Below are 23,883 nucleotides of genomic sequence, written 5' to 3'. Positions count from 1 at the left end.
TTGGCGTTAAATCAAAGTTTGGAGCAATTTCTCCAATTTATCTTGTTCGCAATTATCTGCCAATTGCCTAACTTTCTGAGCGAAAGAAATATACCGAGAATCGCCAGTTTCTAGCAAATCTATTTTTGCTAAAAAAGCTGTCATATTACCAAAATTAACTAATTCCAGCAAGTTAATTAGCTCTGCTTGCGAAGGACTAATAAGTTCATTAGAAGTAATTGATTCGACTTCCTTTTGCGGTAAAGTTTGCCAATCCAATTCTAGATGTTTCTCTAATAATTCCATTAATCTCTCTAAGTCTATTGGTTTAGCTAAAAATCCCTCACACCTGATCCGTGATGAATCATCAATTGAATGAACATTAGCCGAAATAGTCACGATCGCAGTATTTTGTAAGTCAGGATGTTGCCTAATCTGCTCGATCGCTTCTCCACCATTCATTACAGGCATGAGCAAGTCTAACAGAATAAGATCGGGCTGAAATTTTTCGGCGATCGCAATTCCTGTCTTGCCATTATCGGCCTCCTCAACCGTAAATCCCAGTGGTTGTAAATAATGCACCAGCAGCATTCGATTATCGTCATTATCGTCTATGACCAAAATCTTACAAGGTGTAACCAAATAACGAGTTATTCGAGTATCGGGTTGTCTGGGAGTGGGTAATAAGGAACAACTAGATAATTCTTCTAATTCTAGGTCGAACCAAAACCAACTGCCGACTCCAACTTTACTCCCCAAATGTAGTTCGCTATCCATCAGACTTAGAATATTTTGGCAAATTGATAGTCCCAAACCCGTTCCCTCCGTATCATTACGATTTTGGTCTACCTGTCCAAATGGAGCAAAAACAGTGTCGTATTTATCTTCGGGAATTCCTCTACCCGTATCCTCTACTTGAAAGCGAATCATTTTAGTCTCAAGATCGGAGTCGATCGTCTCACAACTAACGGAAAAAGTAACAGCACCAGTGGTCGTAAATTTAATTGCATTACTCAGTAGATTGAGTAAAACCTGTCGCAGTTTCGTTTCATCTGTGTTTACTACTCCAGGAAGATCTAATGGTATTTGAGTAATAAAGTCTAAGCCTTTTTCTTGGGCGCGAATTTCAAAAATAGCTGCTATATCATAGAGAAAATCAATCAAATTAAGGTCGTTATATAAAAGTTTTAGTTTATTGGCGTTGAGCTTAGATAAGTCTAAAATATCGTTAATTAAAGTGAGTAAGTGTTGCCCCGATTGATTGATAATATCTACAGACTTAAGCTGTTGCGCCGTTAAATCGGAATCCTGTTTCAGGATATTGCTAAAGCCAATGATGCTGTTTAAAGGAGTACGTAGTTCGTGACTCATATGAGCAATAAAAGTATCTTTGGCTTGAGTTACCTGTAGTAACGCAATTTCTCCTTCCTTGCGATCGCTAATATCTTCCACAACTGCAATAAAATAAGCTGGTTCACCTCCCTCGGTTGTTGCCAGACAAAAAGTTAGATTTCCCCAAATAATCGAGCCATCAGCATGAATATAGCGTTTTTCATAGGTGCAGCTTTCCATTTCTCCCGCCATGATTAAAGGGACATATTTTTCATCTAGAGCCAGATCTTCAGGGTAGGTAATGTCTTGAAACGTCATTTCTAGTAGTTCTTGAGAGCTGTAGCCCAAAAATTTGCATAGTGCGGAATTAACCTTGAGAAATTTTCCATCTAAACCAATGTGAGTAATACCCACTGTTGCTTGTTCAAAAGTTTTACGAAACTCCGCTTCGCTTTGTTTGAGAGCTATTGCACTTTGAAAGGCTGCGATGGAATTGCCGATATCCCTTGCCATAAGTTCGATTATTTCTCGCTCCGAAGAATGAAAATCATTACCGCGAGGGGGAATAGAAGAAAAGTTCAATGTCCCGTATAAATTACCATTAACGAAAATTGGTGTTCCAATATATGACTTTAAATCCAAATTAAGATAGACAGGATGCCTCTGCATTTCTACCATCTGGCTCACATTGAAATAAGCAATGGTTTCTTGCTTATCGACTATTTGTTGACAATAGGTTTCTCGATAATCGAACTCTAAACCGACAGACAAATTGAGAGGCGATCGCACGGCTAAAATTTTATAGGTTTGCTCTGTTATTTGACTAACGATACCTGTAGCTAAACCAAAAATTTCACATCCAGTTTTGAGATACTGATCGTATAGATCTTCGAGAGTCTCATAATCGCTAATTGCCAGATGATGTAGTTGTTTGAGGCGATCGCTGAAATTAGCTAATATTTTAGTTCGGCGAGCTACTTTCTGTTCTAAATTACGATTCAGTTTAGTTAGTTGGGTTTTTTGCGATCGCAATACCCGATCGGCTTTAAGGCGATCGCTAACGTCTTGACAAATACAAATTAAATCCCCCGTAGGAGAAAAATTAAGGGTTAATTCTTCATCGAAAGTATATCCCTGACGATGTTTAGCTTTAACTATTCCTTGCCATCTTCCCTGCTCTTGCAAGATAGGAAATATTTCTCGTTCAAATTGAGGTTGCTCTTCTGGTTGATAAAGTATGCGCCAAGACTGACCGAGCAATTCTTCTGGTTGACTGTAGCCAAAAATATCTAGGTGAGCCTGATTGATATAAATAAACTTATAATCATTGAGAATAGCAATACCGTTGGTGGCAGTCTCAATCGCTGCTAATTGGCGATTTTTCTCCTTCAGGCTATTTTCTAGATCTAGCTGGACTCGTTTAATTTCATCAACTGCCACAAAACTAATTGCCAACCCATCATTTTGTCCGCATTCGGTTAAATAAGGATTGATTTGCATTAAAAAGAAAGAATCGCCCTTTTTCTGCTTGACTTCCAATTCAATTAATTCACCTCCTGCCAACACATTTTCTAGTAGTTCAGTTAACTGGGGACAGTCTACCTTCATGGTTAACTCTCCTAAGGGACGTTCTAAATCGTTTTCTCGTAAAGATACTGCTTTAGTAGCAGCAGGGGTGAATTTGCGAATTCTCAATTGAGAATCGAGAAAAATAACGCCAATTTCCGTACTCTTGAGTAAATTATCAATATCATTATTGAGCTGAGTCAGTTCGCCAATTTTAGACTGATATTCAATGTTAACTGTATGTAGCTCCTCATTAACCGAATGGAGTTCTTCATTGGTACTTTGTAACTCTTCATTGGAAGCAGTTAATTCTTCATTAGAAGCCTGTTGTTCTTCGTTGGTAGTTTCCAACTCTTCAACTAATGCTTGAAGATTTTCCCGAGTTTGCTGTAGTTCATTTTCCAATTCGATAATGCGTCTTGAGGCTTCGCTACCAAGTTCAAAAGTTTCAGTTGCAGGAATTGCTATGGGTTCGGCAATTATTTCTTGCTTGATTTTGACTAAAAAAAAGTCACCGTGTCGGCGATTAATTTGAGGAGGAATAACTTCCAAACTGACAAGGAGAGGTTCGCCTTGATATTCTATTTTGATGCCTTGATATTGAACTGATGTCTTTTTTTGCTTGGCTCGGTGTAGGGCAGTGTTCAGAGGTAATTGTAGAGGAATCACAACCATCTTAGTAACCTCGGTGGTTACTTTGCCGTCAGGGGCTTTAAATATTTTGTCCGAATCTCCGCTGACATGGAGTAGATGATTTTCTTTACTAATCAATAAAATAATCGAGTTAGATTCATTTGACAGTCGATTGAGACACTGCTCCAAAATAGGCTCGAATTGAACTCTATTCTGGGATGGGCTAAAACGATGTAAAGCAGAATTTCGAGAAATTTTTGGTGTAGATCTTAAAGGAAGGGGTAGTCTGATATCTCTTTGCTTTTGAAAGAACTTCCACTTTTTATCTAAAGGTTTAAATTCTGACTCAAACTCTCCTAATGTCTCTGCCTCTCCCAAAAACAAGATTCCTTTAGACACTAAGGAAAAATGCAGATTGCGTAATACTTGATATTGCAAGTCAGATTTCATATAAATCAGGACATTACGGCAACTAACTAAGTTGATTCGAGTGAACCCCGCATCTTTGGTCAAATCGTGGGGCGAAAAGATCAACATTTCTCGGATCTTCCGCATGATTTGATAAGAGTTGTCTTTGGCAATAAAATACCTTTGCAAACGCTCTTGACCGATGTCTCTGGCAATAGAAGCTGAATAAATTCCTTGAGATGCCTTATCTAAAGCTACCCGATCTATATCCGTGGCAAATATTTTTACTCGAATACTTTTGTCCGAATCTTGGAGGGCTTCGTGGACTAAAATCGCCAAAGAATAGGCTTCTTCTCCTGTAGAACAAGCAGTAATCCAAAATCTTAGTTCTCCTCCGTCTTGGCTTTGCTCGATTAAGCGGGGCAAAATATTATTTTCTAAATTCTGCCAAGCTGGATAGTCGCGGAAAAAATGAGTCACGTTAATCAATAAATCTGAACAGAGGATTTGTCTTTCTTCTCCCGAATCATTGAGCAGTTTGATATAATCATCAATGCTCCTAGAGTTGTGAATTAGACAACGACGATGAATACGCCGTGAAATTGTACTCGACTTATATTGAGAAAAGTCTAGTTCTTCATTTTCGATTAACAGTTTGGCAATTCGACTTAAATTGGTCGAGTTAATTTGATTATTGCTGCTGGATTCAGTTTCCAGAGTATTTACAGGAGCAACAATACACTGATAAATTAGTTGGGAAAGTTCTTTGGGAGGCAAGATCTGATTGACTACTCCTGTGGCGATCGCACTCCGAGGCATACCATCAAATTCTGCTGTTTCGGGATCTTGTACTAAAGCGACTCCCCCCGCTTCATTAATGGCTTTCAGTCCGCGAGTTCCATCGCTACCAGAACCAGATAAGATGACCCCAATAGACTGCTCTCCATAGTTTTTTGCTAAAGAAGTAAAAAACAAATCGATGGGAAAATTAAGTTCGTGCTTTTGATTTTTATCTTTTTTGCGATCTTCTAAACGCAGGACGTTTTTGTCTAAGGCTAAATTCTGCCCTGGAAGAATTAAATAAACTGAATTGGGCTGCAACCCCATACCGTCTTGAATCCGATATACTGGCATCGAAGTACGCCGTTCGAGTAACTCTGTCATCAGACTTTTAAAATCTGGCGAGAGATGTTGAATTACTACAAATGCAGCACCACTAGCTGTAGAGAGGTTACTAAACAGTTCTTCTAAAGCACTCAGCCCCCCAGCCGATGCACCAATACCAACTACAAACAAATCCCTGCTTGACTCGTGGGGGTTTGAAATACTATCTTGTGGTTCGGACTGGGTGGACTCAGACATAGCTTCGCAGAAAAAACGCTTAATATAATCTTCTTTCTAACATCTTTTGCCAATTTCTTAGGTGCAAGTAATACCAATCTTCTAAGTCTTGCCTTTAATAACCAAAGCAACCTTGCTATAATAACCACATAGTTTACTAAACTTTACATTTTCCGAGTTTCAACTCAATATATGAAATGCACTATTAATCGTCGCGCTCAGTTTTCCGCGAGTCATCGCTACTGGCTACCAGAACTAGACGAAGCAGAAAACCAACGTCTTTTTGGTGCTTGCAGTCGTTTTCCAGGACACGGACATAATTATGTTTTGTTTGTCTCTCTAGAGGGAGATTTAGACAAGTATGGCATGGTAGAGAACTTGTCTGTGGTCAAACAAGTCATTAAACAAGAAGTTACCAACCAACTAAACTATTCTCACCTTAACGATGCCTGGTCGGAATTTGAGCAAACATTACCTACTACAGAAAATATCGCTAGAGTAATTTGGGAAAAACTCTCACCTCATTTACCTTTAGTTAATATTCAATTATTCGAGCATCCCGAACTTTGGGCGGATTATCAAGGAAATAATATGGAAGCTACTTTAACCGTTAAAACTCATTTTAGTGCTGCTCATCGTTTGGCAATACCCAGTCTCAGCTTTGAAGAAAACCAAGAAATATATGGTAAATGCGCTCGTCCCAACGGTCACGGACACAACTATCATTTAGAGGTGACTGTGGCGGGGGAAATTGACGATCGCACGGGGATGCTGGTGGATTTAGGGCAATTGCAAGAGGCGATCGATCACTATGTCGTCGAACCTTTCGACCATACTTTTTTAAATAAAGATATTGCTTATTTTGCTGAAGTCGTACCGACGGCGGAAAATATCGCAGTGCGCATTGCCGACTTATTGCGATCGCCTGTTAAGGATTTGGGATGCGAATTAGATAAAATCAAATTGATCGAAAGTCCCAACAACTCCTGTGAGATTAATTGTCGCACAGTCAAATCTGGTGGAGACACAACTGCCAACCAGAAACAAGCAATGGTTTCCTAAATATTTCACCATATTTAGCTCGATCTAATGTTTGATTAATTGGGATATCTTATTTAAAACTATAAGGTGTCCTATTTTATTTTATTCAAACCCACAAAGCGACCGATATTTCGTTACTTTTGGGTCTTAGATGAAAAATTAGTATAAGTTATGATAAGTCTAATATAAAGGAGAAATTAAGATTAACCGAGCAAGTTATGGCAATTAAAAGCAAATAACTGCGATAATCTGGTTCAAAGCAGCAATATAGTCTGCTAATGTCGATCTTATATCCTAAATAGCCTACTATACTGTGGAAGGATATTCCAGACTGTTAAAAGTTGCTTTAATAAATAGCCCAACACCAGAAAGTGTTTGATACTATTAGCAAAAGTATAGTCATCATCTGTAATAACAGCACACTAATATTCATTTAAACCATAGGGGAGAATAAAATATGGAAGCTAATACTCCAGAAGTAACCGAAACTCAGGTAAGCACAACAGGATTAAGTGGCGAAACCGCTGGTAAAATAACTGCTACTAAATCTGCACCAAAAGATACCCAAGTTCAAGAGTATTTGAATATTGGTACGAGTTTTTTGAGTCAAATCTTTGAATACATCAAAGAGTTTGTCGACGAAAATCAAAAATTACTCGTCAATCTACTGCTAATCTTCTTAGGCATAGTTGCAGTTAAAGTGACTCTGGCTATTGTGGCAGCTATCAACGATATTCCTTTACTAGCACCAATGTTTGAATTAGTAGGCTTGGGCTATACTGGCTGGTTTGTATATCGGTACTTGTTGACCAAATCTTCTCGTCAAGAATTAGTCCAAGAGTTTGAATCTCTTAAAACTCAAGTTGTAGGTAAAGAATAACCATTCTTACTTTGATTGAGATATTTTAAATCGACTCAATTCGATTGACTATTGTTTCCCTAGAATTTTGCTTTCTAGGGATTTTTACTGTTTGCGCGAATTTAAGGTTATTTACTAAGTACAGGACAAAAACTGGAGAGAATGACTAAAGTCGATAGATTAGTAACCGTTCACTCCCCCCCCTACTTATCAACGAAAAACAAGAAAATCAACACTTTTTAGGAGGGGGTGTGAATAATTATGATAGATTAAACCTCTTGAGTAAGAGGTCTAATGAGTAGAGAGATTTTAACTTGAATTAACCTTTATTCCGATAAAGGATATTAACAATCAATCTAGCGATCGCTCTAAAGAAGCTAGGTTTTGCTTCAGTGGAATTTGAAGAGTTAGAAGATTGAATATTTTCTGCTTGTTGTTTAACGGGATTAGTTTCCACTACAGGAGTTTCTACTACAACAGGAATAGGTTCGGGTTTTGCTTCTACTACAGGAGTTTCCACTGCAACAGGAGTAGGTTCGATCGCTTTTTCTGTTAAATCTCTGCTTTCTGGAGATGATAAAGCATGACATTTAGTTAAAAATTCCTCTAGTTTTTGACGATCTTCTAAAGGAGTTTGACGCGCATTAGCAGCACATCGAGCAATATCCTCTTGTCCTATATAAGCAAGCCATTTCTCTAAATCTTCTCTAACTAAATAATTAACTCCGTCATCTGGAAATTGTTGACAAAGTTTTAACAAGTCTTCCGCACTATAAGCTAGTTGACCGTTGGGAAACTGAAAAGGCTGAGTCATAATCTTTGTTTGTCAAATCAAGAAAAGTTCAACTTAATCTTGCCACAGGTATCTTGATACAAACCGTTACAAAATTTTTATTTAATCTAATTTTGCCATCAATTTTAAGTTCGCGAACACAAGACAAGTTTTAGAAAATACAACCTGTAGAATGCGATCGCGAACAATTTCGCTCAACTTAAAATAATCAACTGTCTCTCAAACAGCGATCGCACTCCCGCCAAATCCAATTGACAATCGGCTAATATATCTTGGACTGTTGTCTGCTCGATCTTCTTGTCACAAGCAACCATAAATTCATACTCATCATCCGAGAGCTTTTCCATTTGATATTCAAAGTTGAGGAAGCTTTTACTGGGGAAGCCTTGCATACAAGGATGACGTTCGGGAATGGCTTTACTTAATGCTGCATCATTCGACCAATCTTGTCGATCTAATGGTGGTTTGGCTAAGAAAAATTCGTAGTGAGTTAAATTAGGATCGAGTAATTCTATCAAACGATACAATTGGCGATCGCTCAAGTCTTTTGACCTAGACATCAATTCTTCTGATTCCCCTACAAGACGATCTAATTGCCAATATTTAGGATTAGAAAAGCCGATGAAATCTAAACCAGAAGCATCAATTAATTGAAATAAAGTATCGATATTATAATCAATTTCTTGGGGATGAACGTACATATCAGCAAAGGCTTCATCTCGATGATTTTCTAACGCCCATCTTGCTTTTTCTTGTTGTAAAATTCGATTATTTTCTGGTAATTTGGCAAATATTTCTCGACCAACTTTTACACCGTCGCGATAGTCACCTCGTTTGTCTCCTTGGAGTAAAGCGATCGCTTTTTGCATCAAACTGATTTCCCAACGCCCTAATTCCGCGTAGACAAAAATGTGCAAAATACCACCTGGTTTTAATTTTTTGGCCAATGCTTTAATACCCTTATCTGGTTCGGGTAAATGATGTAATACTCCTACGCAATTAATAAAATCAAAGTCCCCTTCCAATTGGGTAGCTTCTTCTAATTTTAGGTTATAAAAATTGACTGGTTTGTCGTGCTTGGCTATTACCCCAGAACGATTACAACGTTCCTGAGCCAATGATAAGGCTTTTTCGCTCAAATCGATCGCTGTAACTTCTGCACCTGGATTCTGATGAATCAAATAGTCCGTACCCGAACCCGTACCGCAACCCGCATCTAGAATAGAAATATCTTGAGTACCGGGTTTTATTCCAGTACAAAAACTATAGGCTGCTGTCCAACTCCAACGCCAATTATAGCCAGGAGGCTCTAGATCGGAAAGAGGATCGGGAGGAAAAGGGTAAGTATTATAAAGTTTGGCAACGGCTTGATTAATAGCTTGTGAGTCAGACATAGATTTTCAGGGATGACAAACACTGATTTTATAATATAAAAGATAAAAGCTCTAGATAGTAACGCGATCTTGCTACCATCTAGAGCTATGTATCAACTTTCATGATTATTGTAGGAAATTCAACCCTACCTATTTATTTGGCGTAGACTGGCTGCCAGGAGGAGTAGTAGTAGTAAACAAACTGTTATATGTGTTGTATACAGCCTGACTTAGAGGAGTCAAAATATTACTAATAAATCCTTCTACTGTCGTAACGTCAGGAGGTGCGGGTTGAGATGCTACAGTACCTGCGGGGGGTAGTGGTTGAGGAGTAGGATTACTAGATGTACCAGGAGCTTCCCCAGGAAGGTTGGTAGTAGGAATAGTAGCAACGTTATCCAATACCTGAGGACTGGGGTTGTTGCTCATATATATGTGCTGAATTGCACCACCTTCATAAAGGCGTTTAGTAAATTGCCAATTGGGTTCGAGGTTTATTTTCATGGGAGATTCTACCAAACCATTAGTACTACCGATAACTATATTGGGTTTAGCGGGATCTTTATGGTCGGCAATTAGTTCCAATTGTCCTCTATTTTCTACTAAATTGAGGGTGTATTCTACTTTGTCATCTTTGCCATTAACTCTTAAAGAATAACCATTAGTATCAACTGCTTTAAGACAATCGTTGGTATGGTCGAAAGTGAGCAATCTTAAGTCTACAGTAGTAGGTCTACTACCAGACTCACTCCAGCAGGATTTTTGACCAGGGACTTGCTCGATAATGGCTAGTTTATATCTTCTATAGTTGTATGGAACTGCCACTGCGACAAATTGACTTTGATCCACAGCAAATTCATCAAATTCAACAGCATGAACGGGTTGCATGGGAGCGATCGCACTCATGCCCATAGTTGTAATAGTTGCAAAGGCGATAGGAAGAGATAATTTCATATTTCAATTAGGTAGTGTAGGCTTTGAATTTAATAATATGTATTACTTTGAATATTAAAGCAGTTTTATAGAACTCCAAGAGGTAGTATAAAGCACTTAGGAAAACTTCAAGTGATTGTTATATATGGACTAGGTATAATCTAAAAAATTGCCATTTATATACAAAATTTTACAACTACTTTTATAGTACGTTGTCTAAATAATACTACGAGTGATTTTCGTTACTTATGCAGAGGATCTATTAACAACATTCAAAGCGATCGCCATCCTATTTTTTCCAAGTTGCTAGATCGGGAGTAGCTAATAAAGCCTCACTTAAACTCTGGTGAATCAAATTATTTGTGGCTAAAATACGACCCGAACTAATATCGAGGGGGCTACCATCATAAGCCGTAACCAGACCTCCAGCTTCCTCTAGAATAACAATTCCTGCTGCCATATCCCAAGGCTGAATTCCTCTCTCCCAATAGCCATCAAGTCTGCCACAAGCTACCCCTGCTAAATCCATCGAGGCGCAACCCAAGCGACGAACTCCTTGAGTTAAATGAGTCATGTGACAAAATTCAGCATAATTATTATCGGTTGTTTCTCTGCGATCGTAGGCAAAACCAGTAATCAAGAGGCTTTTACTCAATTCTTTGGTTTGAGATACTTGAATTGGAATACGATTGAGCGTTGCACCCAAACCCTTAGCAGCACGAAATAGTTCGTCGCTAAAAGGATTATAAACTGCACCAACGGTGGGAACTCCATCAATCATCAAGCCGACAGAAGTAGCTACCAAGGGCAAACCATGAGCGTAATTGGTCGTACCATCTAGAGGATCGATCGCCCATAAATATTTACTATCCGCATTGCCCAATGCGCCAGATTCTTCTGCTAAGATTTGATGGTCTGGTAAATGTAAGTTGAGTACTTTTAAAACTTCTACTTCGGCTAGTTTATCAGCTTCAGTAACTAAATCTCCTTGACGACCTTTTTCTCGAACATTATTAAATTTACCCCAGCGATCTTTCAATACTGCACCCGCAGCCAAAACTGATTCGGTAGCGACATCTAAGAAAATTTGCAGTTGTTCTTGGGTAGGTTGAGTCATTATTTAATCTTTGAACGGAATTGATTGGGAGTTTGCCGTAATGCTTGCTGAGGATTCCATATTCCATAACCCATCAGGCGAGCATACTCTTGAGCGTCTATAAGCAGCTTACTATATGAATGGGGATATTCTATGTTTGCCAGGACACAACCTTCTTGAACTAGCTTTTCGCTAATTAGGGTTTTATCTTGCCAAATATGGGCATTTAGGCGATTAAAGCGATCGCTTTTTAAGTTATCAGTTTCTATACTGACGGGCAAACCTATTACCAATTCTTTTAATCTTTCTTTGGCTGTTTTTCCCCAAGGAGACTGGCGTAAATCGGGTGCATCAATACCAGTAATTCTGACTGTTGCAGTTTGGTATGTTTCTGTAAAAGCTATTTCAATAGTTTGACCGCTAAGTACTCGCCTGACTTTACCTGAATATAGATTAGTTTTTTCTTGGTTAGGACTACAGGCGAATAAGAAGATTAGACACAAAAAAATAGAGAATGATTTGAACACTATAAATGCGATCGCAATTGAATGTTTTTAAAAATTCAAATTAATCATAATAACGTTGAAAGCGATCGTCAAAGTTAGCTTTCTTTGTTTGAAATTATGCTTGTTGATTGAGGGCAATTTTAGCGATCGCTTCTTGTTCCAGAGTTTGTGATAAAACCTTTCCTGACTGAGTTATGGGATAGACATCGGCTTATACACTAATCACCTATGATAGATCTTACTTATTGCTTATTACTTAAATTATGCTGTGTATTGGACATCGGGGTGCGATGGGACACGAACCTGAAAATACTCTACTTTCAATCGCAAAGGCTCTAGAGTTGGGGGTAGATGCAGTTGAAATCGATGTTCATAACGTCGAAGATCGCTTAGTAGTAATACACGATCGCGATTTATCTCGCACTACTAATGGTACAGGATACCTTGAAAATTATAGTTTTGCTTATTTAAGAACCCTCGATGCGGGAAAAGGACAACAAATTCCTACTCTAGTTGAAGTTTTAAACGCGGTAGATCGACAGGCTATAGTTAATATTGAATTAAAAGGAAACAATACAGCTAAATTGGCTGCCGATACAATTTTAAAATATATTGATCTAGGATGGTCTTATAGTGATTTCCTAGTTTCTTCTTTTAATCACTATGAATTGAATCAAATCAAGACAATTGAACCAAAAATAGAAACAGGAATATTATTTTATGGTCTACCTTGGAAATATACTAAAATAGCTCATGAATTGGGAGCAAATATAGTTATTAGTAATTTAGATTATGTCGATGCCAACTTGGTCGCCACCGTACATCAGGAAAATTTGCAAGCTTGGGCGTACACGGTTAATAAACCCCAGGATATTAGTAAAATGAGAGAGTTGGGCGTAGATGGTATTTTTACTAATTATCCCGATATCTTTAACGATCATCAACCAATTTAATGAATCGCGATCGCCTGACTTCTTGGCTTTATCCCACTTTGGGATTTTTTTTGTTAGCTTTTTCCTTCTGTATTCTCAATCAAGAATTAGCTCGTTATAATCCTCAAGATATTTTAACTAGTTTATCCCAAATTAGCGATCGCCAGCTTGCTTGTGCTTTAGGATTTGGCTTTCTGGGTTGTTTGGTTATTAGTAGCTACGATGTAATTGCTTTTTGGTTTTTAAAATATAGTCTAGATATTAAGCGAATTCTGTTTACTACTTTTATTACCTATGCTGTTAGCAACACGACGGGATTTACCTTATTAATTGGTGGAGGAATTCGCTATCGTTTTTATTCTCTTTGGGGCGTCCCAGCAAAACATATTGCCAAAATTATTGCTTTAGGTAATATAACTTTTTGGTTGGGGGTATTAACTTTAACTGGAATTACTTTTGTTACTAATCCTCTAGAATTCCCCAATCCTTTAAATTTTAATTTAGTAATAATTCGTTCCATAGGAATTGTGGCTTTGTCCTTAGTCGGAATTTATTTCTATTTTTGCTGTCAAAGAAAACGCTTAAAAATTAAACATAAAATATTTTATTTTCCACGACCGAATATATCTCTGGCTCAAATACTCCTTTTCTCCTTAGATTGGGCATTAGCAGCAGCAATCTTATATTGCTTAACTCCTGATTATCTCCACAAGTCCTATCTTGATATTTTTGATATTTATCTATTAGCAATGACCGCATCAATTATGAGCAATATCCCAGGAGGATTGGGAGTATTTGAAACCGTAATTATTTTTTTACTACCCAAAACTTTAGCAACCCCAGACATATTAGGATCGTTATTAGTATATCGAGCAATTCGCTTTTTGCTGCCTCTGACGATCGCTTTAATTTTAATTAGTTGTTTTGAAATCAGACGCAAATGGCGATCGCATTAAAATAAAAAAATAAAATCTGGGTTTTATTTCTAATATTCTGTGGGAATAAACACAAATCGATCGCCGAGATCGTTTTGAAATCCTGGGGAGTCAATATTTTCTAAAATAGCTAAGGTATTGGCGGTTTGCCCTCCCACACCATCGGCATCGAATAAAATTTCGAGGCTAGTTTCACTTTGACAATTAACTACCACATAGCCGTCTCCAATCGGATCGTTACCCCTATATCCAGCAACATTTAAAAGTTCGGCAAGATCGATGCGATCGCTACCAAGTTCAAAATCCACAATGCGATCGCCATCAGCATTAAGATTCTCATAAACCAAAGAATCATAAAAAAAGATATCCCTACCCGCACCACCAGTGAGAGTATCAATTCCTTGACTGGCAATAATTACATCATTACCAACGCCTCCTGTAATCTCATCCACCCCCAAACTGCCAACAATAACATCTGGGTTATCTGTACCCCGAATAACTCCCTGACTGGAATTTTCAGCTATGTTGAGGTCTAATATTCCATCCCGACTCAAGGAAATAGACTCAGCAGGGTTGCCAAAAGAATCAGTAAAACTAATAACGTTATTTTGTCCTCGATCTAAGGCTATATATTGAGCCAGACGACTGCCGTTAACCTTTAACCCATCATGACCCAGATGCCAAAAATCCCTAGACCAGCGATCGTAACTTAGATCATAGCTTCCACCATATATTTGACCCTCTTCGTAAACCATGTTTAGGTCAGAATAATCTGGTGCTAATTGCACGTCATCTCTTTCCAAGGCAATTTCTGATTGAGTATTGCGGACTATTGCCGTACCTTGATTGATGCTATCAATTTCTTGGGGATTCAAGCCCACATTAAACCCACCTTCTGACTGAAAACGACCAGTAGGGACGAGATAAAAAGTGACATTATCATAGCCCAAATTATTTTTGAGATAATCAAAAACTGCTAGAGTAGACTCCTTATACTTTTCTTTGGTACTAGGATCGCTAGGAGTAATATCTCCCACATCCGACTCTCCTTGAGACCAAACAATCGCGATTTCATCTGTCGATCGCGCTCCTCCATCAATCAACCATTGTTTTAATCCTTGTTCGGCTTGTAGTAATGCTCCCCCTGGTCGATTTTCATTGGGATACCACCAAATATACTCAGGATCTTGATAGTAGGCATTTCCATTAACTTTACTACCGCCAACTGCAAAATTGGTTTCTCTCGCATCGCTAGTAACAACATTGCTACCCGTTAAGTTAGTTAAGTCTAGATCTAAAACGATCGCCCCTGAAGTTTCGTTGGCGACAGATCCTGGTTGATAAGGATCGTAAATTATGCTCATATGCTCGGCATTAGATTGACCCAAAAAAGGAACAAATAAAGTGCCTTGAGATTCAGCATTAAGGGAAACTAATAGTTCTCTGTTGAGAATTGATGTGTTGTTATCGGAAGAGATTGTTTCGAGAATCCCTTCATCATCTTGTAGATCTATAATTTTAATATGGTTTGATATTTGCTGATAGATAGAAGAAATACTTCCCATTTTTAACTAGGATGATATTGTAGGCTTTTTTTAGCCTACAGCGATCGAGTCAAAAAAGGATATACCCAATGGTTAATTACAGCAGTTTATCGACATTTTCCGTGGTAATTAGCCAAAATACTCGGGTTCGTTTCCTGGCTTCCATTTAATATTGCAGCCAATGCTAGGCTTCTGGGTAAAATCAACTGCTAACCCGCCCAAAACGAGATCGATCGCTTTTCTTAAATCTTGACCAGTGACGGGAATATCTGTACTGGGGCGACTATCATCTAGTTGACCGCGATATGCCAGTTTATTATTCCCATCGAATAAAAAGAAATCAGGAGTACAAGCAGCGGTATAAGCTTTACTTACTGATTGGCTTTCGTCATAGCAAATAGGAAAGTTAAAGTTTAATTCTTCTGCCATTTGCTTGAGTTTTTCAGGAGAATCATTGGGATAATTAGCTACATCATTAGCACTAATGGCGACTATGCCTAAAGCTTGTTGGCGATAATCTCGACCAATTTTACCCAATTCAGTTTGAACGTGCTTGACAAAAGGACAATGCTGACAAATAAACATTACTAATAATGCCTTTTCATTGCTAAAAGTATCTAAAGTAATAGTATTTCCAGAAACTACGTCGGGTAACTCAAACTGAGGCGCAACAGTACCCAAAGCCAGCATAGTTGAAGCAGTTTTAACCATAATTAACATCTTTGGCGCGATCGGTGTTTATTTAAAATTAATTCTAGGATGAAATAGACAAGAGATGTTTTATCTATACAGCGATTACTACTCGATCCTCCCAATTGAATAAATCCACCACCAGCCAATCAAAGATCCTAAAGCATAGTGAGGAAAATCCCACCAAGCAAAACCCGCACCTAATAATAGTTTCCAAATTACATGCGATCGCAATATTGGGGGTACTAAATGAAACCATAATTGACTAATTTCGATCGCGCAGGTAACAGCAAATACCCACAAAGCAATTCTAGAGGCGATATTTTTTAGCTGTTTAACATCTTTGGGAGAATGCACGAACCAAAAAATAACCAAACACCACAATATTTCGTACAGTACATCCCCTGAATAATCATGTACCCAGGTTTGGGCTATTCCCATATAAACTTTAGAATATAATCCCAAAGGAACGATCGCTAATAAGGAAATAAAAATTAGACTACGGCGCGTATTGATAATCGCCATAATATTTTCTCTAAATAAATTACCCCTTATCGTAGTGACTCTAAACAACCAACATCCACTAGCAAGGATTCAAGACAAATCTTAAGAAAATATAAATATTCAACATTTCTTAAGAAAGTTAGTTACATTTATTTATATAAAGCCCGTCAGCCACCAGTATAAAAGGCTGATATATAAATACGGCACCCAGGAACTCTATAAATTGGGTGCTTATTATTTTTGAACTAAAGTTCCAACTGTTCAACTATCTATCGCTTGCCAATTGTTTTCTCAAAAGCTGGTCTTTGATTCATCCGCTTGATGTAATCTACGATTATTGGATAAGGACTGAGATCGATGGGCAGCATGATTGGCACATAAGCCAGAATTGAACCTACCGCCACATCAACTACTGTAAACTCCGATCCCAAAATATATGGAGTCTGCTCTAAGATTTTGGATAAAGAGGTGAGCAACCTGGGTACATCTTTCTCTCGACTAGCTTCGATAAATAATCCCGTAGAGAGAGTAGAATTAGCAAATAGTACCCATTGCTCTCTAATACTCCTCTCTTCAATTGAAGTTCCTGCTTTGCCGTATTTTTCTGCCAGATATAGTAATATTGCTCCAGATTCCCAGAGTTTTACCTCGCCATCTTCAAGAGCAGGTACTTTACCCATCGGGTTAATCGCCAAATATTCTGGCTTAAGATGTTCCCCTGTAGCCATGTCTAGTAAGACAAATTCGTAGGGTATAGATAATTCTTCCAAATACCACTGAACGATTGAAGCTCTACTTCTTGCGCCGCCGTATAGTTTCAAAATTTTTCTCCCGATCGCTTTTTTACAGAATAAACTATTTAATTCTAAATTTTCCTAATTAGACAAACCATCGACATTGATCAAAGGAAAGGAACTAGTAAATAAAAAAAACATCAAAATTTTACAAGATCCATAACTATGCTATAAATATTAAGGATTATGAAATAAAAGCCATATCTTGTAATATTTCCTTAGCAGTTGTGGACTAACTTGCTGTTGCTGCTAGAGATTGGATATTTACTCTTCATGCTTGCTTTTTGTAGGTGGTTGAGCTTTTATTTGCATACAAAATGCTTTTTCAAAATGCTTTTTCAAGACCATAAGCAAAGCAAACTGTTTGGCAAAATCGTCCGCAAGATACCAAAAAGTATAAATATTTCACTCATTAAACAAATTTTATGACAGCAGTATCCCCACCAACCTTGACTTCTTCTCAGCCAAAACAGTTGGATGATAGCGTAAAGCTGAGAGATGTGATCAATACATTACCCAAGGAAGTTTTTGTCAAAAATCCCCGCAAAGCTTGGACTAAAGTAGCAATCAACGCCGTTTGTGTTGTGTTGGGTTACTGGACAGTTGCCGTTTCTCCTTGGTATTTATTGCCTTTTGCTTGGATATTTCTAGGAACTAGTTTACAAGGATTTTTTGTCATTGCTCACGATTGCGGTCATCGTTCTTTCTCCAATCGTATTTGGCTAAATGACCTTGTGGGACATATAGTAACCTTGCCATTAGCATATCCTTTCCATGCTTGGCGTATTTTGCACAATCATCACCACAAGTATACTAATAACCTAGATAAAGATAATACCTGGACTCCTTTTACTACCGAAATATTTGACAATGCTTCTCCTGCTTTAAAATGGTTTTATCGCAGAATGCGGGGTTGGTTTTGGTGGATGGGTTCGATCGCTCACTGGGCAAAATTGCATTTCAACTGGAGTCAATTTGAAGGGAAACAAAGAGAGCAGGTTCGTTTTTCTGTGTTGTTGGTTGTGGCTGCTATGGCGATCGCTTTCCCTGCTTTAATTATCACCACAGGAATTACAGGTTTGATTAAGTTCTGGCTCATGCCTTTTCTGGTATATCATTTCTGGATGAGTACTTTTACGATGTTCCATCACACTATGCCTGAAATTCCTTTTAAGGGGGAAGGAGAATGGAATGAAGCTCGCGCCCAGTTATCTGGTACTGTGAATTGTAAGTATCCTTGGTGGGTAGAATTTCTCTGTCACGATATCAACGTACATATTCCCCATCATGTCACTACTGCTATTCCTTGGTACAACCTACGTCAAGCTCACAATAGTCTAGTAGAAAATTGGGGCGAATATCTTTATCCTGATTGTACTTTTAACTGGGAATTGGTTCAAAAAGTCACCAAGGTATGTCATCTTTATGAAGAACAAGATAACTATCAAAGTATTGAAAAATATCGCTTATTGAGTCAGCAATAAGCATCTTACTTTTTGCAACTTCCGAAGATAAAGAATCAGTTTTGGGGATTAGGTTATTTGACCTAATCCCAACTTTTTTGCATATTAGTCTTGAGTTTCTACATTTAATTTTGAGGAGCGATACCAAGAAAATATTTTTTGGACAGCACTATGATTTTCTTTAGATGATGAATCTACTATTTCAGCAATCATTCCTACTGCTTGGGGATTAAAGTTGGGATCGAAAATAGTTTTACGATTATAGACTGCACCGACACAACAAGTACCATCTAATTGAATATTTTTGAAATTTACTCCTTTGAGATTAGCTTCCTTGAGATTAGCCTGTTGTAAATTAGCTCCTTCAAGATTAGCTCCTTCAAGATTAGCTCCTTCAAGATTAGTTAGCTCTAGGTTTGCTTGTTGAAAATTAGCTTCTTTCAAATAACAGCTTTGAAAATTAGATAAACAAAGACAACATCGCACAAAACTCGATCTCTCTAGATTACAATTACTCAAATTGACTTCAATTAAATTAGACTCATCCAAATTAATCTGCTTTAGATTAGTACCCGTCAAGTTAACTGCCGTTAAAATTGTTTGAGGAAAATGTCTTATTCCAGAACGGTAATTAACCAGAATATCATTCTTGTTTTTTACTTGAAACATGCTATCTTACAAATTATGTTTTATATTTGTGGAAAAACTTTACAATTATCAACAATAATAGTCTATTTATTAATAGAACGTCATTAGGCTATTTAACTTAATTTAGAAATAAAATAATGGGTCAATATTTTATTAAAAGACTATTAATTGCAATTCCTACTTTAGTTGTTATCAGCATCATTATTTTTACTATCTTGGCAGTAGCTCCAGGAGATCCCTTAGGTGAATTTGCTTCTAATCCTGCAATTACTGCGGTCGTAAGAGAAAATATACGTAAATCTTTTGGTCTAGACCGACCAGTTTATATTCGTTATTTCAAGTGGTTAATATCATTTGTTAGAGGAGATATGGGCTATTCTTTTAATAGTAGAAGTCCCGTAGCTCAACTCCTAGCTCAAAGATTGTTGACTACTTTTTGGATTGTGGGAATTGCGTATTTTATTGGTTTATTACTTGCTTTTCCTTTAGGTATTATTTCGGCGATCAAAAGATATTCGATCGCAGATCGCCTGATTACCACGATCGCTTTTTTGGGTTTTTCCATTCCTCCTTTTTTTACAGGATTACTTTTTATAATTATTTTTAGCGTGCAGTTACGTTGGTTTCCTTTTATCTACAACAGCACCCTCCAAGTAACAGACTGGCAAAGCTTTCTCGCTCAAGTTCGACAATCGATTATGCCCATATCGGTTTTAGCGTTATATCATGCAGCAATTTTGATGCGTTTTATTCGTTCGGCAGTTTTAGATGAATTAAAGCAAGAATATGTAACCACTGCCTTATCTAAGGGATTGAGTAAGTTCGCCGTTATTAAAAATCATGTCCTGCGTAATGCGATGATTCCCGTAGTGACTTTAATTGCCTTAGATATTCCTGCAATTTTTACGGGTGCATTAGTTACCGAACAAGTATTTCGCGTACCTGGTATTGGCGCGTTGCTAATTGATTCTATTTATCGCAGCGATACTCCTGTAGTTATGGCGATCGCTTTTATCTACGCTATTTTGATCGTGTTATTTAATTTAATTGCCGATTTAGTCTACGCTTTGCTCGATCCGAGGGTTAAGTATTAAGACATTAAGACATTAAGACATTAAGACGAGGTGACTGGGTGAAGATTTTGTTCCCTGGACTACGGACTTGTCTCTACATTAAAGTAATGAGAGATAATAAGAGTGTGGCTAAAAATGCGATCGCAATTCTTTTGAAAAACTGACAGCTATATCTAAAGCGGTATCTGTCAGAGAAAAGCTAACTACTAATAAGATTTAAGATTGAAAGCAAGGGAAGATAATAAAACACTATGGATTTAATAGCATTAGAAAGTTTACTAGATAACACCTCCTTTGGAGTGTTGCTAGTGACGATGTTGATTTATTGGGGAGGGGCTGCATTTCCCAATTTGCCTTATCTAGCAACCCTGGGATCGATTGGCATGGCGATCGCCAACCTCTGTATGGCAACCTTATTAGCTTCGCGTTGGCTAGAGGCTGGTTATTTTCCTCTCAGTAATCTTTACGAATCTCTCTTTTTCTTAGGGTGGGGAATTACCACCATACACTTCATCGCCGAAAGAATGAGTCGCAGCCGATTAGTAGGAGTAGTAACCAGCCCTGTAGCTATGGGAATTACTGCTTTTGCTGCCTTGAGTCTACCTGTAGAAATGCAGGAATCTGCGCCTTTAGTACCCGCATTAAAATCCAATTGGTTGATGATGCACGTTAGCGTGATGATGCTGAGTTATTCTACCTTAATGGTAGGCAGTGCGATCGCCATTGGATTTTTGATTATCACTCGCGGACAAAAAGTAGAACTTAAAGGTAGTTCGGTAGGGACTGGTAGTTTTCGCGATCGCGTTAAGCAAAAGACAGTCCAACCTACTCCCGAAAATGTTTATCCTAGCAACTCTAATAGTGGTACTACCGCAGTCTTAGATTTACCCCAAACCGAAACAGTAACCCTATCTCCCGAACGTTTGAGTCTGGCAGACACTTTAGATAATATTAGCTATCGCGTCATTGGGTTAGGATTTCCTTTATTAACCATTGGTATTATTGCTGGTGGAGTCTGGGCAAATGAAGCTTGGGGTTCGTATTGGAGTTGGGATCCCAAAGAAACCTGGGCATTTATTACTTGGTTGGTATTTGCTGCCTATCTCCACGCTAGAATTACTCGGGGTTGGCAGGGTAGAAAGCCCGCAATTCTGGCAGCAATTGGGTTTGTAGTTGTCTGGGTGTGTTATTTGGGAGTGAATCTTTTAGGTCAGGGTTTGCATTCTTATGGTTGGTTTTTGTAATTAAAACTTACCAGTTAACAATCACAATCTCATCTAAGATGATTAATGTTTTCATGATTTAGATGGGATTATTTTTACAAAAAAATTAATCTGAATTTACCGAAAGATTGTATTGTCCTTCCATAATCAATTTGGGCTTGATATAGAGATTTTCGAGCAATACTCCCATCCCCGCAATCCAGGGCGGTACAATTAACGCACCAATGATTCCTAATACCTGCGCCCCACCCAAAACAGCTAATAGCTGATATAGGGGAGAAACTTTAACCGAATTACCCACAAGTAGGGGATCTAGAAGATAAGTTTCCAAATTTTGGACGATTACAAAAAGCAACAATACTGAGAAAAAACTCAGTCCTCCTTGAGCAACAGCAACAATCAAGGCGGGAATTGCCCCCAAAACAGGCCCAAAAAAGGGAATTAGATTGGTAAACCCAGCAATTACTCCCAAACCCAAAGCTAATTCCGATAAACCCAAGAATTTGAGGCTGATACTAATAACCACGCCTAAAATGCTAGAAACTAATATTCTGCCCTGGATATACCCCCCCATTCTTTTGGCTACAGGTTCAATTTGAGCTGCCAACCTTTGATTCCAAGGGGCGGGAAACAGGTTAATAATATCCTCTAGGAGTTGGTTGGAATTGGAGAGCATATATGCAGAAAGTAACAATGCCAATAAAGCCCCTAAAACACTACCGATGATACCTCTAGTGACGCTATAAGAGCGAACTACCAGTTGTTGGCTGGAACGAATTGCCCAAGAAATTAATCCCTGTACGTCCAGCAATTGATTGATAATATTTGGCGCAGCAGTGTCGTCCATGCCAAAACGCAGAATCAGATCTGATAAAAGCGATCGCAATGCTTCTAGATAAACAGGTAATTTCCCGATCAAACGTTGAATTTGTTCTGCTACGGTAGGCCCTATAATTAAACCAAAAATAGTCAAAGTACCGATTAAGCTAGCATAAACGATTAAAACTGCTAAAAATCTGGGTATTCCTAGTTTTTGAGTCGTATTAACAATAGGAGCTAAGGTAGCAGCCAGTACTATCGCAACCATCAGCACCACAATCAAGCTCCGTAATTGCCATAACAAAATTAACAACAAAGGAAGCAAAATCAGCAGGGCAATATTGGTAAGAGAAAGAGAAATTCGGTTATTGTTCATATAGGGCGCGTCATTTAAACTAAAGATAGTTCAATAGTCTCTCCCGATGGAGGATCGACTGCTTTAGTAGAAAGATTATTTTGCAACAAAAGCTCGCTAAATTCCTCCACACTACCATCTGCTTTGAGAATCGACATTAATAAACCGCTAAAATCGATATCTCCTCCTGCGGCGGTAGATAAAATTACTTGGGGCTTGAGCCACTGGCATACTTGCAATGCGGTTTCTTGTCCTTTAATTACTGCTCCGAGTAGGGGTAATTTAAGATTGGTAATGGGAGTAATAATTACATCAATGGGCGCAGCATCTTTTAAAGAATCATCGTGGTAGCCATGGGGTTCATAATAAATGCTTTTATGGGACTCCAATCCTTTAATGATGTAACCATTTTCTGTCAGGGTAGGGCCGATAGGAGAACCTGGAACGGCTTTAATCTCTACTGTAGTTCCTAATTGGAAATTTTCGCCATGATCTAGAGTAGTTATCGTACTGTAACCCAATTCTCGAACTACTTTTGTTCCATTGGGAGACGCTACTACGGGAATTTGTTTGTCTAATTTTTTGAGGGTAGGAGGATGGGCGTGATCTTCTAATCCCTGAGATAAAAGAATTAAATCTATGTCTGTGGGAATGGGTTGGGGATTATTTTTTTTACCGCAAAACAACCAATCCAGATTACCAAAGGTCAACTCTCCTACCAGCCAAGGATCGAGCAAGATTCTTTGACCGTCTATTTCTATCAACCAAGAATTACTATCTAAATAAGTAAGATTCATAACAACCTTTTTTATATACCTTAGCAACTATTGTAAATATTTGTTAACTATTTGGGTCGTCAAAGATGAATTCTAGGGGAACTTGGGAGATCTTTGGGGGAGATAATCAATAAAATTGCGCTCAATTTTCGCTCAATTTTGATTTTACTATTTATACTTGTTCTGGTTTGACGTAACATAATTCTAGGGATGTTGACTATTTAAAAACTTTAAAACTATAGATGATTTTGGAGATTCCAGTTTAAA

General features: G+C 38.1%; 20 protein-coding genes. 7 read left to right on the top strand and 13 right to left on the bottom strand.

Going from position 1 to position 23,883, the window contains the following annotated elements:
• Positions 1-6: 6 nt before the first annotated feature.
• Positions 7-5,280 carry a chemotaxis protein CheB gene (locus tag I4641_RS08800; protein ID WP_229640114.1) on the bottom strand — a complete coding sequence of 1,758 codons (5,274 nt, stop codon included), beginning with the start codon at positions 5,278-5,280 and terminating at the stop codon, positions 7-9.
• 171 nt (positions 5,281-5,451) lie between these two features.
• On the opposite strand from I4641_RS08800, the gene I4641_RS08795 reads away from it, so the two are divergent.
• The gene (locus I4641_RS08795; RefSeq protein WP_229640113.1) at positions 5,452-6,321 is read left to right on the top strand and encodes a 6-carboxytetrahydropterin synthase; all 870 of its coding nucleotides are present in this window, start codon (positions 5,452-5,454) and stop codon (positions 6,319-6,321) included.
• Between the two features lie 436 nt (positions 6,322-6,757).
• A complete protein-coding gene (locus tag I4641_RS08790) occupies positions 6,758-7,180 on the top strand; it encodes a CAAD domain-containing protein (RefSeq protein ID WP_229640112.1) in 423 nt (140 codons plus the stop codon).
• Positions 7,181-7,478: 298 nt separating this feature from the next.
• On the opposite strand, the gene I4641_RS08785 is transcribed toward I4641_RS08790, so the two are convergent.
• The 5 genes from I4641_RS08785 to I4641_RS08765 form a co-directional block, all read right to left on the bottom strand.
• Positions 7,479-7,973 carry a hypothetical protein gene (locus I4641_RS08785; RefSeq protein WP_229640111.1) on the bottom strand — a complete coding sequence of 165 codons (495 nt, stop codon included), beginning with the start codon at positions 7,971-7,973 and terminating at the stop codon, positions 7,479-7,481.
• A gap of 173 nt (positions 7,974-8,146) precedes the next feature.
• Complete coding sequence (locus I4641_RS08780) at positions 8,147-9,346, bottom strand: class I SAM-dependent methyltransferase (RefSeq protein ID WP_229640110.1); 1,200 nt, start codon at positions 9,344-9,346, stop codon at positions 8,147-8,149.
• A 129-nt stretch (positions 9,347-9,475) separates the two neighbouring features.
• Positions 9,476-10,279, bottom strand: a complete 804-nt coding sequence (locus I4641_RS08775) for a DUF3747 domain-containing protein (RefSeq protein WP_229640109.1) — start codon at positions 10,277-10,279, stop codon at positions 9,476-9,478.
• A gap of 268 nt (positions 10,280-10,547) precedes the next feature.
• A complete protein-coding gene (locus I4641_RS08770) occupies positions 10,548-11,375 on the bottom strand; it encodes an inositol monophosphatase family protein (protein ID WP_229640108.1) in 828 nt (275 codons plus the stop codon).
• The gene (locus tag I4641_RS08765; RefSeq protein ID WP_229640107.1) at positions 11,375-11,857 is read right to left on the bottom strand and encodes a thermonuclease family protein; all 483 of its coding nucleotides are present in this window, start codon (positions 11,855-11,857) and stop codon (positions 11,375-11,377) included. The genes I4641_RS08770 and I4641_RS08765 overlap by 1 nt, the downstream gene beginning before the upstream one ends.
• 266 nt (positions 11,858-12,123) lie before the next feature.
• Between I4641_RS08765 and I4641_RS08760 the strand changes: the two genes are divergently transcribed.
• Both I4641_RS08760 and I4641_RS08755 read left to right on the top strand, forming a co-directional pair.
• The gene (locus I4641_RS08760; RefSeq protein WP_229640106.1) at positions 12,124-12,813 is read left to right on the top strand and encodes a glycerophosphodiester phosphodiesterase; all 690 of its coding nucleotides are present in this window, start codon (positions 12,124-12,126) and stop codon (positions 12,811-12,813) included.
• On the top strand, positions 12,813-13,748 hold the full coding sequence (locus tag I4641_RS08755) for a lysylphosphatidylglycerol synthase domain-containing protein (RefSeq protein ID WP_229640105.1): 936 nt from the start codon (positions 12,813-12,815) through the stop codon (positions 13,746-13,748). The genes I4641_RS08760 and I4641_RS08755 overlap by 1 nt, the downstream gene beginning before the upstream one ends.
• Before the next feature lie 29 nt (positions 13,749-13,777).
• Here I4641_RS08755 and I4641_RS08750 read toward each other — a convergent pair whose 3' ends face one another.
• From I4641_RS08750 to I4641_RS08735, 4 genes are all read right to left on the bottom strand, one after another.
• Entirely contained in the window at positions 13,778-15,292 is a 1,515-nt protein-coding gene (locus tag I4641_RS08750; protein ID WP_229640104.1) for a M10 family metallopeptidase C-terminal domain-containing protein, read from the bottom strand.
• A 108-nt stretch (positions 15,293-15,400) separates the two neighbouring features.
• Positions 15,401-15,982: a thioredoxin family protein gene (locus I4641_RS08745; RefSeq protein ID WP_229640103.1), complete on the bottom strand. Its 582-nt coding sequence runs from the start codon at positions 15,980-15,982 to the stop codon at positions 15,401-15,403.
• A gap of 87 nt (positions 15,983-16,069) precedes the next feature.
• A complete protein-coding gene (locus I4641_RS08740; RefSeq protein ID WP_229640102.1) occupies positions 16,070-16,486 on the bottom strand; it encodes a ribosomal maturation YjgA family protein in 417 nt (138 codons plus the stop codon).
• A gap of 248 nt (positions 16,487-16,734) precedes the next feature.
• Entirely contained in the window at positions 16,735-17,289 is a 555-nt protein-coding gene (locus tag I4641_RS08735; protein ID WP_369426753.1) for a glutathione S-transferase family protein, read from the bottom strand.
• A 395-nt stretch (positions 17,290-17,684) separates the two neighbouring features.
• On the opposite strand from I4641_RS08735, the gene I4641_RS08730 reads away from it, so the two are divergent.
• Positions 17,685-18,743: a fatty acid desaturase gene (locus I4641_RS08730; protein WP_229640100.1), complete on the top strand. Its 1,059-nt coding sequence runs from the start codon at positions 17,685-17,687 to the stop codon at positions 18,741-18,743.
• 84 nt (positions 18,744-18,827) lie between these two features.
• Here the strand turns inward: I4641_RS08730 and I4641_RS08725 are convergent, their stop codons facing one another.
• Entirely contained in the window at positions 18,828-19,391 is a 564-nt protein-coding gene (locus tag I4641_RS08725; RefSeq protein WP_229640099.1) for a pentapeptide repeat-containing protein, read from the bottom strand.
• A gap of 116 nt (positions 19,392-19,507) precedes the next feature.
• On the opposite strand from I4641_RS08725, the gene I4641_RS08720 reads away from it, so the two are divergent.
• Positions 19,508-20,464, top strand: coding sequence for an ABC transporter permease (locus I4641_RS08720; protein WP_229640098.1), 957 nt, complete (start codon positions 19,508-19,510; stop codon positions 20,462-20,464).
• Between the two features lie 230 nt (positions 20,465-20,694).
• Positions 20,695-21,687 (top strand): c-type cytochrome biogenesis protein CcsB, encoded by a 993-nt coding sequence (gene ccsB / locus I4641_RS08715; RefSeq protein WP_229640097.1) that lies wholly within the window; start codon positions 20,695-20,697, stop codon positions 21,685-21,687.
• 85 nt (positions 21,688-21,772) lie between these two features.
• Here the strand turns inward: ccsB and I4641_RS08710 are convergent, their stop codons facing one another.
• Both I4641_RS08710 and I4641_RS08705 read right to left on the bottom strand, forming a co-directional pair.
• Entirely contained in the window at positions 21,773-22,861 is a 1,089-nt protein-coding gene (locus I4641_RS08710) for an AI-2E family transporter (protein ID WP_229640096.1), read from the bottom strand.
• Between the two features lie 14 nt (positions 22,862-22,875).
• Complete coding sequence (locus tag I4641_RS08705; RefSeq protein ID WP_229640095.1) at positions 22,876-23,637, bottom strand: MBL fold metallo-hydrolase; 762 nt, start codon at positions 23,635-23,637, stop codon at positions 22,876-22,878.
• Positions 23,638-23,883 lie beyond the last annotated feature (246 nt).

It is taken from the genome of Waterburya agarophytonicola KI4, from assembly GCF_020640915.1.
Lineage (GTDB): Bacteria > Cyanobacteriota > Cyanobacteriia > Cyanobacteriales > Xenococcaceae > Waterburya > Waterburya agarophytonicola.
This window is presented reverse-complemented; position numbering and strand designations above follow the sequence as displayed.